The organism is Methylosinus sp. RM1, from assembly GCF_011378635.1.
Taxonomy (GTDB): domain Bacteria; phylum Pseudomonadota; class Alphaproteobacteria; order Rhizobiales; family Beijerinckiaceae; genus Methylosinus; species Methylosinus sporium.
In genome coordinates, this window is sequence record NZ_WOVC01000016.1 from 1 (window position 1) to 16,093 (window position 16,093).

Sequence of the window (16,093 nt, forward strand, 5' to 3'; positions counted from 1 at the left end):
CAATCGCTCCGTCGTCTATCATCGCTGGCCGAAGCTCTGCGAAGAGCTGGCGCTCGCACGCGGCGACGGCCGCCATCCGCGGCTTCTGAAATCGCTCGGACGCGCCGATCTGCTCATCCTCGACGACTTCGGCCTCGAGCCGCTCGACGCCGGCGCTCGCCACGATCTTCTCGAGATCCTCGAAGAGCGCTACGGGCGCCGATCGACGATCGTCACCTCTCAGCTCCCCATAGCCTCCTGGCATGAGGTTATCGGAGATCCCACCTACGCCGACGCGATCCTGGACCGCCTCGTTCACAACGCCAACCGTATCGAGCTATCGGGCGAAAGCCTACGCCGAGCGCGCGCCAAAGGAACCAAAAACGCCTTGACCGAAAACCAGAACGGGTGAGACAAATCTCGCCGGTCGACGAACGCGGCGCCCGGGCGGGATCATTCCGTTAGAGGGGGGCGCCATCATCCCGGAATCCCCGGGCGCCATTATCCCGTTAAAGACGGGCGCCTTCGTCGGAATCGCCAACTTCCCGATCATGCTCGTATGCCACTCGCAGTCAGGCCGAAAGTGGCCGTGTCGTCCGCCGTCGCTACAACGATTTTGGTTTCCCAGGGAGGAACTCGATCCCGAAAGCCCGGCTTTCGATCTTCTGTTTCGTGGGGGCAGAGAGGACACGATCCCACGAAAGATCGGTGCCGATGCATGGTTCGATTTCCGCGGGGCTGAGCGATATGAGGTCCATGAACAGTCTTTCTCCCTGCCCGGGAATGAAATTCTAACCTTGCTCATCCTTCCCGACAGCGCCATGGGATAATCCGTCTTCCGTGAAGAGTGGGCGGTTACGCGAGGAAGGGCTGATTTTCTAACTGCCTGTCTCGCAGTGCACGGCTGATTGGATGGCGGAATGGCGATCAGCCATGCGTGACCCCTATTCGGTTTCGAAACCCTGGTTATCGAATTTCAAGGTGCGGCTGTTCTCGGTGACGGTGCGCACGAGCTGATCCGTGGCTCCGTTGGGAAGCCTGGCCTCGATCTCGATAGTGACGGTGACTTCCGCACCCATCTGACCAGCCAGGTGGGCGATCACTTCATCGGCGATGCGGCTGGCATCACGACCCACGCGGGTCGAATCGACCCGCACCGACCCATGGAAGCGCCGAAGCTGCTGGACTGCTGGCGGTGTCGGAAGAGTTTCGCCCGGACCGGTACGAGGATCGGTCCCTCCACCGCCTCCGGGGTTTGGAGTGGCGCCAGGATTACTAGGAGAAGGCGTCTCGGCGTCCAGTTGCTTGGCGGCCACGTCGGGCTTCACGAGGAACCCCGAACTGTCGGCCGAGACGTTGACGCCGTGCCCGGCGTGCAGCCCGCGATAGCGTGACACCGCCTCGTCGTAGCTCTCGGCATAGCCGAACGTATCCGCACGCCAAGTCAGCAACGCGAGCCCGTCCCGGATAGCCTGTACCAGAACCTCCGGTCCGGCGAGCCGCGGCAGATAGAGATAGCGCGCGAAATCATCGATGAGCTGCTTCACCGCGACATGATCGCCGCGCCACAGGGGAACGTCGTCCAAATGCTTGCGCAGGATCGTCGAGCCGAGGCCCGCGACCAACAGCTCGTCGCTGCGAAGCTTCTTGCTGGTCCGCACAGCTAGCGCGTCGCTGCCGGTGAGCCGGGAAGCTTGCCAAATGACTGGCGCCTGCGGAGTCGTTTGCTCTGGAACGAGAAGCCATTGATAGGTCTCAGGCAGCCTTGCCGTTACGGCGCCGTCGGCGGCCTGCTTCTGGGTTTCGGCCTGACGGGTTTGGTGCGGGTCGAGGTTGAGCGCCTCCTTCTCGGCAACGATCGCCGACCACGCCAGATACTTGCGCAGGGCTTCGTCAAGGTCTTGCAGCCGCACTTTATCGGCGGCGAGGAAGACCAGCGCGTTCCGATAGAGACGAGGTGCGTTCCCGCGCGATTCCAGGATTGCTTTCGCCGCCGTCTCGGCGGCGTTGCCGCTTTCCTTGGTGTAGGTCTGCTCCGCAGGGAGAACGACAAGTCGAGCGTCGTAATCGTCGGGCACATCCGCGCCCGAACGCGGCATCGGATGGATTCGTGAGAAGTCACCGGCGCGCTTGAGGTCGGCGCGCAATCGCGCCTCCAGTTCTGCGGCTACCTTGTCGGGATCGCGCTTGAGCTGCTCGGCCCGGTCCTCGGCCAGCTTCGTCACTGTCGGCTGGGTCGCGTACCAGGCGCGTGGTCCGTCTTGGTAGAGATAGGTGGCGGCCGACGCGAGCCGGCGCAACGCGTCCCCGAAAACGGCCGGCGTCTCGCCCGGCATCACGCAGCCGAGTTTCACACGCCGGTCTTCCAACCCGCGATGGGCCGCTGCCGCGGTTGGCGCAGAGCCCAGATAGATGGTGCGCGCGACACGCCGCGTCGCCGACAGCTTACCTAGATTTGGCACCTCCCCGTCGATCCTCAGAGGGAGCGAATTGGGGCCATCGACATCCTTCTCGATAATCGGCACCCAATTGTCCGAGAGGTATCGCGTAAGTTCGAACTGCACCCGTGGATCGTCGATCGGGATCGTCGACGGCAGGATCAGTGGGCTGCGGTCGCCCTTCTCCCAGAGGCTGTGGATCACCGCCGCCATCAGGCGCAGCACGCCGCGCGTCCGCTGGAACTTCACGAGCGTCGACCAATCGGTATAGAGCCGATCGAATATCTCGGGGTGAATCGGATAGGCGGCCTGAATGCGCCGCTCGTAATCGCCCCCGCGGCAATCCGTTGGAAACTCGGCCGCCTGCGCCTGATAGAGGTCGGCGAACGCCCGCGCCGTCAGATCGCGCTGTTTGAACATATCGCCTGCGATCGGCTCGAAGAGTCTTCGACGTACGATCTCAAAGCCTTCTTCCGCTGTCGCCGGCCGCCACGACGACTCGACACGCCCGACGACATTACGAAGGCGGTCGAGAGCCTCGCGGCCACGAACGCCTCCCACTTCCACGTCGTCAGCCTGAGTGTGCGGCGAGCCCGACGTGTCGGACGCCGGCAGCGAGACGACAAGCAGACAGTTCCCGGCCAGCTTGGCCGATTCGGTGAGCGCTTGCGCGAAGGTGAACTGGGTCTCGAACCCACCGGCCGGCAGATCGCTTTGGTCGTGAAGCTGGCGCGCATAGGCCACCCATTCATCCACGAGCACAAGACAGGGCCCATGTTCGACGAACAGTTCGCGCAGCAGGTCGCCGGGGCTGGTCGCCCTTTCGTCATCCTTGGCGATCCGCGCGAAAGCCTTCGTGCCGCCGAGTTGGTACGCGAGCTCGCCCCACAACGTGCGCACGACCGTGCCATCCGGCTTGGTCACAGGATTGCCGGGCGAAATCTTGTTGCCGACCAGCACGACGCGCTTGGCATTCGGCAGGGTCTTCACGCCCGCCTCGGCCATCACAGCGTCGATGCCCACCAGTTCGCCGGGAGCATCGCCACCGAAGAGGTGATAGAGCGCGAGCATGGAGTGGGTCTTGCCGCCACCGAAATTGGTCTGAAGCTGTACGACCGGATCGCCGCCCTGACCGGACAGCCGCTGCATGCCGCCGACCAGAAGGCGCTTCAAGCTCTCCGTCAGAAAGGTGCGGCGGAAGAACTCCGCAGGCTTGCGGTATTCGTCGCTGCCTTCGCCGAGATGCACCTGCCACAGATCGGCGGCGAACTCGGCCTGTTGATAGCGCCCGCTGGCGACGTCGGCATGCGGCGTCACCACCTCGCGCCAGGGCTTCAGGTTTCCGGCCGCCGCAGGCTCGATCAGCGAGCCGCCGGCCTTACGCTTTTCACCGCGCACCTGTTCGTCGAAGATGAGCCGACGCAGCTCCATCTTCATCTTCCCGACCTCGTCGGCCTGGGGAGCCGAGACGGCTGCGAGCAATCGCCCCATCGAATCGAGCGCGCGGTCGGCGTCGTCGCTGGAGAAGGGATTCTGGTGCGCCCATTTGTTGCGCACGTCCCGCAGCTCGCTGACGAGGCTGCGCTCGGCGAAACCCAGCGTGCGCTTGAACACGTCGTTCCAGGTTTCCCACATCAGCTTCAGCAAGCCGGCGACGTCCCACTGCGCGATCGGCTTATTGCCCAGCATCGGATCTTCGGCGAAGCGGCGCACCGCGTCCATCCGCACGGTTCCCGCCTTCACGGCCGATTGCACTTCGCGCTCGACGAACGGGGCGAGGCCAGCCCGCAGCAGGTCCATCGCCTTGCCGACACGCTCCTGATTGGTCATGGCCATGGGTCAGCGCTCCCCCGTAGCGAAAAGGTCCGGCGCGGCTACCGCCGGTCTGCCTCCCACCTGAGCGAGGCGGACGATCTCGGGCCAACTCTGAACCAAGCCGTTATAAGCGAGTGCCTCCGCGGCGCGCTTTTTGCGTTCGCAGATGGTGTAAAGCCGGTAGGCAAGTTCCCGCGCTGTCTCTGCCCGGGCGCCGAGCTTGGCGACCAGATCGGCCGCCGCGCGCTCTCCACCACTGGCGAGCACGCGGATCAGGTGATGGACGATCTCCCAAGAGGTCAATCGTGGGTCCGTTGCCGGATCCCAGCTCTCGGGTAATTCTTCCGGTTTCAGAAGCCGTACCTTGCCGCGCCGTGAGTCCAGGATGCCCGCTTGAGCGAGGCCTCCGACTGAAGTGTTCTTGGCTTTGCTGAGCGTTTCGGCCACACCAAAGTCGCCTTCAACGAAGCCTTGCTGTTCAAACCATGCGACGGCCCAACGTGTGTCTGGGTCGAAATCGCCTTCCTGTTCGGTCAGAGCTTCATCAAGAGTCTGATTGATCAACGCTAGTGCGTCGCCGACGGTGACAAGCCTACCTTCCGCATCCCGCACCTCCGAGTAACGCGTGTACACACCCATACCGGGACCAATAGATGCTTGCGCAAGATCAACAGGCGCAATATTGCCTGCTTGCAGTTCACGCAATGCCGAGGGCAACTCGGCTTTGAGCACCGCCATGAACTCCCGACGTGTCGCCGAAGCCGCATCAGGGAGCCTCTTTCGGCAAACAACAAAGATTGCTGAAGCTAGGGCGTTGTTCCCTATTCCAATCATCCTAGTGTTTGTAGTGGTGCGCACGGGCCAGGTAGCAACAACCGATAATCCTGCATCGATCAAGCCCCCCAGAAACACCTCCCAACCCGTCGAGACTTGACCACCATCGTTTTCATCGGTCTGTTTAAGCGCATATACTATTAGGATTGGAAATCTCTGGTCAGCTTTGTCAGCCAGGTCACGAAAGATATGAGAGAAGCCTGATCGAAAATATTCATCAGCCTTCTGTGTGTTCCCATCATGCCTAAACGGTGTGGCAATAAGCTCTTTCTCTTTTGGTGTTGCCATAGTTGCCAGCAGGTGCGGAAAGACTCTTCTGAGAGCTGGACGGATCCACTGATAGAAAAAATCCGAAAGATCCGCGTAGCCAATATTGGAATAGTACGGTGGATCAGTTGCAACCAGAGCAGGCCCTGAAAGGCTCAAGCTCACGTCTCTGGCGTCGGATTGCTGAACACTGGCCGGGCTCGCCTGAGAAACGCAAAGGTCCAAGGATCGTAACGCGGTTTCCAAAACCGGCCCCGTCCAATCGCCAACAGAGCCCCCAAACGGATTCGTCTCGACAAAATCCCACACCATTGGTACGGCATGGCGATCAAACGACGGGGTAGCTTTGCCACTGCCATTTCGAGGGTCTACAAACCACCGCACAAGAATATTGTTGCTCTGTGCCATCTTGCCGACGCAAAGGCCAAGCATGCAGGTTATGGCGTCTGCGTAAGCTTCTGCGCCATTTCCACCTTCATGGAGTCGCCTCTTGTCGTCTGGAAACCGGGCTTCTCGTGCAATATCGGCAATCTCTTCACGAATTCGTTCTACTTCCTCCGCGAAAACTCCCAAAGTGAGCGCTTGCCGTTTTGTGAATAGTCCGAGAAAATTATGAATGCCGTATTGTTGCACACGAAAACCTAGCGCTGCGTCCGGCATCTCAATCCCGGAGATATCCGCCTCACGGATAGCCATCGCGGCTTGAATTTGAATATCGTCTGGGGCTGAGTACGAAACTCCGGATGCACCCCTAGCGGCCGTCGCTATCAAACACTGTCTCAGGCGACCGGCTCGCCCCTCAGAGCGAATATAATCGAGCGTTATTGGACTCCCACTGATCAGACAGGTGGCGCCAGAACGTCCTGTATTTCCTTTCGGTGGCGTGCCAGAGTTTGAAATAGAGAATTGCGAATTATTGTCTCCATTGAACGCAATCCACGCCTTCAGTGATTTGTGCTTCGAGAGCACCCAATCCGAAACTAATGGCGTATACCGTCCCCTTGCTGACGGATCGGGGCTCGCTACCGACCAAGCCCAGCGATATGCTGTTGGAACGGTGCCATTGACAGACGGATAGTGTGTCTTCAGGCGTTCCCAGGCCCGTGTACGAACGATATTCGCAAAGTACCGAATGTCGGATTTCAGCCCATCAAAGCTTTCCCAACCGCCGATAGCAGGTTGTCCAGCCTCAGGATTAATTGGCTCGCGTGTACCGAACAGCGGAGCGATCTGGCATAGCGCTGTCGTGATCAGTACAGGGATTGGGTTTAGATCGGAAGCCCTCGTTTTTAGACCAAGCCGCTGGGCTTCCAATATCGTGCTGCCTCCACCACAAAATGGGTCGACAATTTCAACATCTATGTTTCCGAGTTGGTCTCGGATTTCGGCCTTGGCCTCCTCAAGGAGGCAGCGGTCCTTGTAGGCATCAAAGCGCGAAAGTCGTTCTATGATTCCAAAGAGTCGATTTTTCTCTTTTCCGCCATCACTGTTGTCAGGCTCATCCACCAGAGCGGCAAAGAGCATCGCCCGCCACGAGGGCAGAGGCATCGGCGCGAACCACTTGTGCAGGTTGCGAATATGGCCGGTTTTTCGGTTCTTGTCCTCTTCGCAGCCTTTATTGATCGCTTCTAACGGTAGAGCGACTTCGATCAGCTTCTTCTTTGTTTTAGGGGCCATATCGGTTCTCACGACGGGGAAACCGCTTCGGCGAGCAATTGCGCGAAGGGGAAATTGACGGTGGCGCCGGCGAAGTCGGTGGTAACGCCCTTCTCATGGAAGGGGCGGCGCAGATAGCGGACCTCATGCGATCCGTCTGCGCCGAAAGCGACCATCGCCAGAATGAAATCGTCGGGCTTGTTCAACGAATAGAGGATTTCGTTCTTCGTCACGGTGACAGTGTCCGCCTCCGCGACGCGGCCCTTCACCTCGATGAAACGCAGACGCCCTGTGCCGGGGATCGCGCTTTCGATGTCGTAGCCGAGCTTTTCGAACTCCCGATCGACCGGGACGAAGCCGAGACCGCGCTCGACCTCCATGACGATCTCCCGTGCGCGCGCCGCGGCGGCCTGCGCGTCGACCACAGTCTGGGCCGCCCGCGGCCGCCCGCCCATCGCACAAATCAACCCGGCAGGCGCAACCAGAAGGCCACCGAGCACCACCGGAGGCAGAGGAGCCAACTGGCGCTCGCGCTTGATTTCCTCCATGCGTTTTTGCAGCCGGGATTGTAGCTCATCGGCTCGCTTACGGGCCTCGCCAGAGTTGAGCCGCGCGTTGGCTTTGCCGGCGCGTTCCTGCTCCTTGAGCTGCTCAGCCCGGAAGTCCCAGTAGTTGATCTCCTTGGTCAGGCGGTCCTTCACCGCCGCCTCGGTCTTGACGAGCAACGCGAGCTTGCGGTCCCGCACCTCAGTCAAGTGCTCTGGCACTACTTGGGCGATGGCGTGCGCCTGCGCTTTGCTTTCGAGGTCGCGGCCGATCCATGATGCCTCGGGCCGGACCAGGAGCGCTTCCGCCGTCGGTTCGCCGTCGCCGAGCGGGCGATAGTCGAGATAAGGCGCATAGTTGAGGTGCCGCGCTGTTCCATTGGCGTCGATCTCGACGAACAGCAGTCGCTTCGAGACGACGCGCCGTTCGCCTGCCTTGGTGACACTCGCATCCTGGATCGCGTGTTCGAGGAAGAACAGCACGCGCGGGCTCGTGCCTGAATCGCGTTCGTCGACCAGCACGGCGCCGCGTCGCAGCAGGTCGCGATAGCGTTCCAGGCTGATGTCGATCACGGCGTTCAGCAATGGATGACCCGGGCAGACGAAGGCCGCCAGCGGCTGCCCTGGCGGCGCCACGAGCGCCTTCTCGAACGAGACACGTTCGTAGCGCGGCAATACCGGCTCGCCAAAACCAATCAGGCGATCACGGTTGCGCACCGGCGCCGGCACATGCGTGATCTCGTAGCGCCGCGGCTCACGCTGCCGAATGGCGCCGCCGAGCCGCTTGAAAGCTTCGAGGAAGAAGGATTCAACATAGTGAGGCTGGAGCCGGCGGGCCTCGGCCCGCTCCATCTCCTCACGGATGCGATAGACCCGCGAGGCATCCATGGAGTCCTGCGCCAGCGCGCGGTTTTCCAGAAGCTCACGCAGGGCGTCCTTGTCGAAGGCGTGTTCGACGACCTTGGTCAGCCGCGCTCGAACTTCCGGCTGATCGCCATAGCGGATCGCGTCGATCAGCAGCTCACGCAATGAGCGCCCTTCGAACTGCACCTTGCCGAGCACGTCGAAGACCTGTCCGCCCAGCGCGCTGCGCGCCTGCGCCAGCTTGTCCAGCAGCTTGTGATAGACATCGCCCTCGCGAGTCTCCTCGGCGACTAGGTTCCAGAGGTGGCAGACTTCGGTCTGGCCAATGCGGTGAATGCGTCCGAAGCGCTGCTCCAGCCGGTTCGGGTTCCAGGGCAGGTCGTAATTCACCATAAGATGGGCGCGCTGGAGATTGATGCCTTCGCCAGCGGCGTCGGTCGCCAACAGCACCTTGACCTCGGGATCGTGGCGGAAGGCTTCTTGGGCCTTCATGCGCTCCTCCCGACCCATGCCACCATGAATGACGACGATCGCCTGATCACGTCCGAGCAGCGTGCCGATCCGCGATTGCAGGTAATTCAGCGTGTCGCGGTGCTCGGTGAAAATGACCAGCTTCTGGTGTGGCGAGGGTGTGGGCTTGGGCGGCTCAGGCAAACCCGCGTCATAGGCTGCGGCTTCTTCCGCGAAGCCGTTCGTGATCGATGCTGGCGTGAAAATCTCGCCGAGCAGCGCCGCCAGCTCGCGCCATTTCTTGTCCTCGCCGCTCCGCCGGATCGAGAGCGCTAGCGCTTCAAGGCGCTTCAACGTCTCGATCTCGATCCGGAGCTCTTCAATCGAGCGCGCTGCCGTGGCCTGATCGAGGACCTGCTCCTCGGTCGCTTCCAGTTCGGCGTCGGGCGCGTCGTCCAAGTCCTCGACGTCTTCCCGATCGAGCAACGGGGTGCGCGTGTCGAACACGCCGCCGACCTGACCGGCGCGATGCAGCACCTCCAGCTCACGCAGCCGGCTTTCAAGCCGTTCACGTCGGCGCCGCAGGGACTGGTAGATCGCCTCGGGGGACGAGGCGAGACGGCGCTGAAGGATGGTCAGCGCGAAACCAACCGTTCCGGCGCGCTTATCATTCTCCAGCGCCTCCGCGCGATTGAATTCTTCGCGCACATATTCGGTGACAGCCTTGTAGAGCGCGGCCTCCGCGTCCGAAAGCTTGTAGGGGACGGTGTAGGCGACGCGCTCGGGGAACAGCGGCGTCGCATCGAACTTCAGCAGGTTCTCCTTCACCATGCGCCGCATCAGGTCTGAGACGTCGGCCACATGCACGCCATCGCGGAACCTGCCCTCGAAGCGATCACCATCGAGGAGCGCCATGAAGAGCTGAAAGTCCTCCTCCTTGCCGTTGTGCGGCGTCGCAGTCATCAGGAGGAAATGCCGCGTGAGCTGCGAGAGGAGCTGCCCGAGCCGGTAGCGTTTGGTGTATTTGATCTCGCCGCCGAAGAAGGTGGCGGAGAGCTTGTGCGCCTCGTCGACCACGACGAGATCCCATCGGCAATCGGGCGCTTGCAGCTTGAGTTGGACGTCCTCGTTGCGAGCGAGCTTGTCAAGCCGCGCGATGGCGAGGTTGGTCTCCAGGAACCAGTTGCCGGTGCGCGCCGCCTCCAGCTTGTCGTTGGTCAGTATGTCAAAGGGCAGATTGAAGCGGCGATAGAGCTCGTCCTGCCATTGCTCCGCCAAGCTACCTGGGCAAACGACGAGACAGCGTTGTAGGTCGCCACGGGCGATCAGCTCCTTGATGAGGAGTCCCGCCATAATGGTCTTGCCGGCGCCCGGATCGTCGGCGAGCAGGAACCGCAGCGGCTGGCGCGGCAACATGCTCTCATAGACGGCCGTGATCTGATGCGGCAGCGGCTCGACGACGGAGGTGTGAACCGCCAGGACCGGGTCGAACAGATGGGCGAGGTGAATGCGCTGGGCCTCGGACACAAGCCGGAAAAGGGCGCCGTCCCCATCGAAGCTCCACGGCCGTCCTTCCTCGACGATTTCGAGATCCGCCTCCCGATCCCGGTAGAGCAGTTCGTTACCGACCTTGCCCGCCGCGTCCTTGTAGGTCAGCTCGATGGCGTCGGATCCGAACCATTGAACGTTTACCACCGTCACGAGTCCGCTGGGCAGGACTCCGCGGATCGATCCGCCGGGCTTGAGGTCTTCGAGGACCGCCATTCAGCCCTCCACCGCCGTCGCCCCGACGGCGGCGAGTTCCGGCCCCCGGTTCAGGAGTACGATCTGCTGATCCTGGGGGCGCCGTACGGCGGGGGCCGTGTCGAGACCGAGACGCTTCAGTGCATAGTAGAGCAGCGCCTTCCGTACACGGATTTTCGCCTTATCTCCGCGCATCCCATAATCGAGAGCGACGACCTTTTTCTGTGTTTCGGAAAGCTCGGGATGAGGACCGATCTCAAGGGTGACGAACTCGTGCCAATCGGCATCGGTGTCGGGCGCGACTTCGCTCGTCCTCGTGTCGCGCGTCTCCAGCATCCGCGAGAGCAGGAAATCCTTGAACGTCCGGTCGGTCTCGCAGTAGGCCCGGGCGTGCCACCGAAAGCCGTCAAAGCCGATCGCGTGCGGCGCTATCCACCGCCAACGAGGTTCGGGGCGGGAGAGCGACTGGTAGCGAATCTCGATGGCCTGTGACATACGGATTGCCGCCATGACGCTGCGCAGGATCCCTGCGTTCACGCCGCGAACAGGCGTGGGCGCAGCGTCGTAGGACGGAGACTGCCCGATCCAGGCATGGGATCGGTCGATGATGCCTTCGAAAACCGATCGGAGCTGGTTGAGATAGGCAGCGGGATCAGGCTTCATAAAACACGGCTGGAAGCGGTTGCTGGCGACGTAGCGCTTTGCGCTCTTGTCGTAGATTGCATTGTTCGGCGCACGCTCCTGATAGAGCGTGAGGTCCTTCGAGGCTTGCGGCACCGACACGTCGAACATCTCCATGATGTCGGCGCGATTGACGCCGCCCTCCCAAAAGAGGCGGAACTCGATGAACTCGAGCCGCTGCTCCACCCCCCATTTCAATGCCGCGGCGGCTTGCGCCATCAAGCTCTCTCCAGCCGGCTACCGAATAGCTGCTATCCGGACACAATTAATGTATCCATATACTTTTTAGCCTCACCGTGCTGCGCAGGTCAAGGGCGGGGTCAGGATGGGGTCAAATATCATCTGGGGAATGTCTTACCATTCGGCCAAGCCAGCGTCTCGGCCGACCTCATCTGCAAGGGGAGCCCCACCCCTTTAGAGTGGGAGTGCGGATCGGGTTTCCGTGGACGGGTTGAGGGCTGGAGGAGAGGCCTCCGGCGCCCGTCGTGGAATGCCCCAATGACCAAGGTGCAAATTCTGGACGCCGTGCGCGATCATACACACGGCTACAAGGTAGACGTGAGCCGCGGTGAGCGCGTCGGCCGCGTATCGTCAGAGTGGTTCTCCCGGCCGCCAGACGAGCGCTTTCAGTCCCTGTCGGACCTCTACGCGGCAGTGCGCGGACGGACCGAGCGCAGCCGGACCCGAACGGTGGAGAGCGCGGCGATCCGCGTGGAAGCCGACCGCTGCAACGCGGAGCGCCTCACTCTGACATTGCCCGGCGCCGACGCGCCGGTCGCGCCGACGCATTGGAGTTTCGGTCAGCTCGCGGGCCTGGTCGGCGCGCCGGCCGCCTACCTCCGCCAGCTCCCGGCGCCGCTCGCCGGCATCAACCTCCAATACGGCTTGACGTCGAATCGTGCCGAACAGGTCAAGACGTTGGAGATCGAAGATGGCCGCGTTGAGCTGCGAGCCGTCACCGGCCCGGACTACGGCCGCATCTACGACCATGAACTCGTCGAGGCGGTGCAGCGCATCGCGGGAAACGGCACAGGCGACACGCGCTGGAAGGTACCGGGTGTGCTCGATTGGTCGACCGGCGTCTACCACCCACGCGTCGATATCACGCAGGATACCACGACACTCTACGCCTCGGACCGCGACGTCTTCCTATTCCTGGTCGATGATCTCAACCCGATCGAGGCCGGTCGGCTGCTGGACGGCTCGCCTGATCTTTATTTCCGAGGCTTCTACTGCTGGAATTCCGAGGTGGGCGCAAAGACGCTCGGCATGGCGAGCTTCTATCTCCGCGCGGTATGTCAAAATAGGAATCTGTGGGGCGTCGAAGATTTCGAGGAAATAACCATCCGACACTCGAAATACGCCGCCTCACGCTTCGCGCATGAGGCCGCCCCGGCGCTGACCCGCTTCGCTGATTCCTCACACATGCCATTCGTGAACGGCATCAAGGCGGCGCGGGAAAAGATCGTCGCGCGCAATGACGAGGACCGCGACGAGTTCCTGCGACGGCGCGGCTTTTCGAAGAAGGAGACCGCGAAGATCATCGAGACCGTGTTGGCCGAGGAAGGCCGCAAACCCGAGAGCATCTTCGATTTTGTGCAGGGCATCACCGCCGTCGCACGGAACAAGACAAATCAGGACGCCCGTCTCGATCTGGAGGCGCGCGCCAAGAAGCTCCTCGATCGCGCAGCCTGAAATCCGGAAAGCTGGAGACGCGGAAATCCGTATCTCCGGCTTCGTGCATTTCCGCATCTGCTGATCCTCGATCCCGCGGCGCCGTCCTCAAAGTCAGAGGGCGGCGCCGTGCTTCGTGACGGGTTTGAGTCGAGAGAGAGGCTTTCGACCGCCCGTCACGGAGTTTATGCCGATGGCTACAGCCGCTCAGAAGATCACATTGTCGTCTTCGCGCGACATTCCGTTCAACAAGCTCGTCCTCTCCCAGGCGAATGTCCGGCGCGTGAAGGCCGGCGTCTCGATCGAGGAACTCGCCGAGGACATCGCGCGCCGCACACTGCTTCAGAGCCTGAACGTACGGCCGGTGCTCGACGCCGATGGCGCTGAAACCGGCATGTTCGAAATTCCAGCGGGCGGTCGCCGCTATCGGGCGCTCGAGCTTTTGGTCAAACAGAAGCTGCTCGCCAAAACGGCGCCCGTCCCATGCGTCGTCAGGGATCCCGCGAGCGATATCCTCGCGGAAGACGACTCGCTCGCCGAGAACGTCCAGCGCGCGCCGCTGCATCCGCTCGATCAGTTCCGCGCCTTTCAGGCGATGCGGGCCAAGGGGAAATCCGAGGAGGATATCGCCGCAGCCTTCTTCATCGGCGTCAATGTCGTGAAGCAGCGCCTGCGGCTGACCACCGTGTCGGAGAAGCTCCTCGACATCTATGCCGAAGACGGAATGTCGCTGGAGCAGTTGATGGCCTTCACTGTCTCATCGGACCATGCTCGCCAGGAGCAGGTCTGGGTGGCGCTAGAAAAGTCGTGGTCGAAAGAGCCCTACCAAATTCGGCGCATGCTGACGGAAAAAGCCGTGCGCGCCGCCGATCGGCGAGCCGTCTTCGTCGGCCTCGACGCCTACGAAGCAGCGGGTGGACTCGTCATGCGCGACCTGTTTCAGCACGACGATGGCGGCTGGCTGGAAAATGTCGCGTTGCTCGACAGCCTCGTCATCGAGAAGTTGAAGGCGGCGGCCGAAACGGTCGCCGCCGAGGGCTGGAAATGGGTCGAGGTCGCGGTCTCGTTTCCATTCGGACATACGAATGGACTGAGAGAACTCGTCGGCGCGCCCACGGAGTTGACCGACGACGAGCAGGCGACGATCGACTCGCTCGAGGCCGAACATGAGAGCCTGGAGACCGAATATGAAAAAGTCGACGAGCTGCCGGAGGATGTGGACCGGCGCCTGGGAGAGATCGAAACTGCGCTCGCCGAGCTGCAAAATCGACCGCGGAGCTTCAACCCGGCTGACGTCGCGCGCGCCGGAGCATTCGTCAGCATCGACGCCGAAGGCCTTCTCTCTGTCGATCGCGGCTATGTGCGGCCCGAGGACGAGCCGCCCGCTCATGAGGAGAACGCGAACGAGGATGCGGGCACAGGCGAATTCTCACCAGCCATTGCTCCCGCCACACAGCAGGCCGTCATCACGATCGAAGGCCGCCCGGTCGACTCGGAGGAAGATGAAACCGACGCGCTCGCACCATTGCCTGAGCGGCTGATGATCGAGCTGACGGCGCACAGAACATTGGCGCTGCAGAACGCCGTCGCGAATAATCCGAACGTCGCCATCACGGCGCTGCTGCACAAGCTCGTCGCCGACACCTTCCATTACGCGGCGACTTCGGCCTCCGGCTTGGAAATTTCCTTGCGGCAGATCGCCTTTCCGATCCAGCCCACGGATCTGAAGAACAGCGCCAGCTCACATGCGATCGCGGAGCGGCAGGACGCTTGGAAATCGAACATTCCCAGAGACGACCAGGAGCTCTGGGATTGGCTCGTCGGCCTCGACGACACGCATCGCCTGGCGCTGCTCGCGCATTGCGTCAGCCATGGCGTCAACGCCCTCCATGAGAAGACGGACCGCTATGGTGGCGGCGCGGTCACGTCGCATTCGGTGCAGCAGCGCCTGAAGAATGCCGACCGGCTCGCTCGGGCGGTCGGCTTGAACATGGTTGACGCCGGTTGGAAACCGACCGTCGATAATTATCTCGGTCGCGTGCCGAAGCGACGAATCCTGGACGCCGTCCGCAAGGCCAAGGGCGAACGGGCCGTCCAGCTCATCGAACATCTGAAAAAGGGCGAGATGGCGGTCGAAGCCGAACACCTGCTCGCCGACTCCGGCTGGCTGCCGGAGCCTTTGAGGCTCGACGACGGTGTGCAGGTCGAGCTCTCCGCAGGCGAAGCAACCGACGAATCCGAAGAGCTGCCTGAATTTCTTTCGGACGATGAAGCGAACGAGAGCGCCGATTCCGATTGCGGCTGAATGATCTGTCGGCGGAGCGCTGCAGAGTGCTCCGCCACTTTTCATGCCGACGATCGAGAGCCCCACTAGGCACTCGCGACCGCATGCACCTTTCGGTCAAGTTCGGAACGTTCCGCAAAGGTGAGGTGACGGGGCATGCAGATTGGTTTGCAGGTCACGGGATCGAAGAATGGATTGTTGAGATAATCCCCGCTCATCCGTGCAGCAGCAATGCGCGATGCCATGCGCCAGAGCATTGCAGGAATACTAACCTGCTTTACCCGCGATAGATCGCCGTGACCGAATTTCGTCCAGACGTGCCCTGAAGATGGACCCAACGCCTCGTCGCGCTGTTCAGCAGGAAGAGCACAGAGCGGAACAGATAGAAACGACAGTTTCGATGTGTCGTACGTATTGGCCACGGGTGTATTGCAATGTGAGCAGTACCAGCGGATCAGACGCCTGTTTGTCATCCGCACGCAGATGAGATTATCGAGACCGCGGCTGAACATCAATCGTGAAGCCGGCAATTGGTAGGCGTCGGTGCCCCCGTTGGCATCGAGCAGCCTGTTTGGCCGCCCGATAAAGTGCGCGAAAGCTTGGCAGTCATCGCAATGACAAACGTAGCGAATCCCGGCTCGAGGAATTCTTTCATCGATTGACCATGCGATTGCATTGCACTCACAGGCTAGGTTGACCATTTTCGCCACCTCTTTTTCGAAATTCCTCGAACTTCAGAATATCCCTTTTCACGTAATATTTCGGCCCTTCGATGGGTTGCCGCTCGGCCTCGGCCTTCTGCTTCGCCAACACCGTGAGAGGAAGAGTTTGGCCGGAGGGATTTGAGCCCGGCGGGTCCGAAA

At 61.6% G+C, this 16,093-nt stretch carries 8 protein-coding genes; 3 read left to right on the forward strand and 5 right to left on the reverse strand.

Annotated features, from left to right (window positions below; genetic code table 11):
* The coding region (locus tag FMZ75_RS12505) for an ATP-binding protein (RefSeq protein ID WP_166143170.1) at positions 1-391 on the forward strand (391 nt) is incomplete at its 5' end.
* A 532-nt stretch (positions 392-923) separates the two neighbouring features.
* Here FMZ75_RS12505 and FMZ75_RS12510 read toward each other — a convergent pair.
* The 4 genes from FMZ75_RS12510 to FMZ75_RS12525 are packed head-to-tail and all read right to left on the reverse strand — an operon-like array spanning position 924 to position 11,491.
* Positions 924-4,253: a Swt1 family HEPN domain-containing protein gene (locus tag FMZ75_RS12510; protein WP_166143172.1), complete on the reverse strand. Its 3,330-nt coding sequence runs from the start codon at positions 4,251-4,253 to the stop codon at positions 924-926.
* Positions 4,254-4,256: 3 nt separating this feature from the next.
* Entirely contained in the window at positions 4,257-7,022 is a 2,766-nt protein-coding gene (locus FMZ75_RS12515; RefSeq protein WP_207783418.1) for a DUF1156 domain-containing protein, read from the reverse strand.
* The gene (locus FMZ75_RS12520) at positions 7,019-10,612 is read right to left on the reverse strand and encodes a helicase-related protein (RefSeq protein ID WP_166143174.1); all 3,594 of its coding nucleotides are present in this window, start codon (positions 10,610-10,612) and stop codon (positions 7,019-7,021) included. Before FMZ75_RS12520 ends, FMZ75_RS12515 begins: the two co-directional genes overlap by 4 nt.
* Positions 10,613-11,491, reverse strand: a complete 879-nt coding sequence (locus tag FMZ75_RS12525) for a WYL domain-containing protein (protein WP_166143176.1) — start codon at positions 11,489-11,491, stop codon at positions 10,613-10,615.
* A 279-nt stretch (positions 11,492-11,770) separates the two neighbouring features.
* Here FMZ75_RS12525 and FMZ75_RS12530 point away from each other — a divergent pair, with 279 nt between their 5' ends.
* Together FMZ75_RS12530 and FMZ75_RS12535 are read left to right on the forward strand one after the other, a co-directional pair.
* Positions 11,771-12,967 carry a DUF932 domain-containing protein gene (locus FMZ75_RS12530; protein WP_166143178.1) on the forward strand — a complete coding sequence of 399 codons (1,197 nt, stop codon included), beginning with the start codon at positions 11,771-11,773 and terminating at the stop codon, positions 12,965-12,967.
* 172 nt (positions 12,968-13,139) lie between these two features.
* Positions 13,140-15,251, forward strand: coding sequence for a ParB/RepB/Spo0J family partition protein (locus tag FMZ75_RS12535; protein ID WP_166143180.1), 2,112 nt, complete (start codon positions 13,140-13,142; stop codon positions 15,249-15,251).
* 65 nt (positions 15,252-15,316) lie between these two features.
* On the opposite strand, the gene FMZ75_RS12540 is transcribed toward FMZ75_RS12535, so the two are convergent.
* Positions 15,317-15,931: a DUF6151 family protein gene (locus FMZ75_RS12540; protein ID WP_166143182.1), complete on the reverse strand. Its 615-nt coding sequence runs from the start codon at positions 15,929-15,931 to the stop codon at positions 15,317-15,319.
* Between the last annotated feature and the right edge of the window lie 162 nt (positions 15,932-16,093).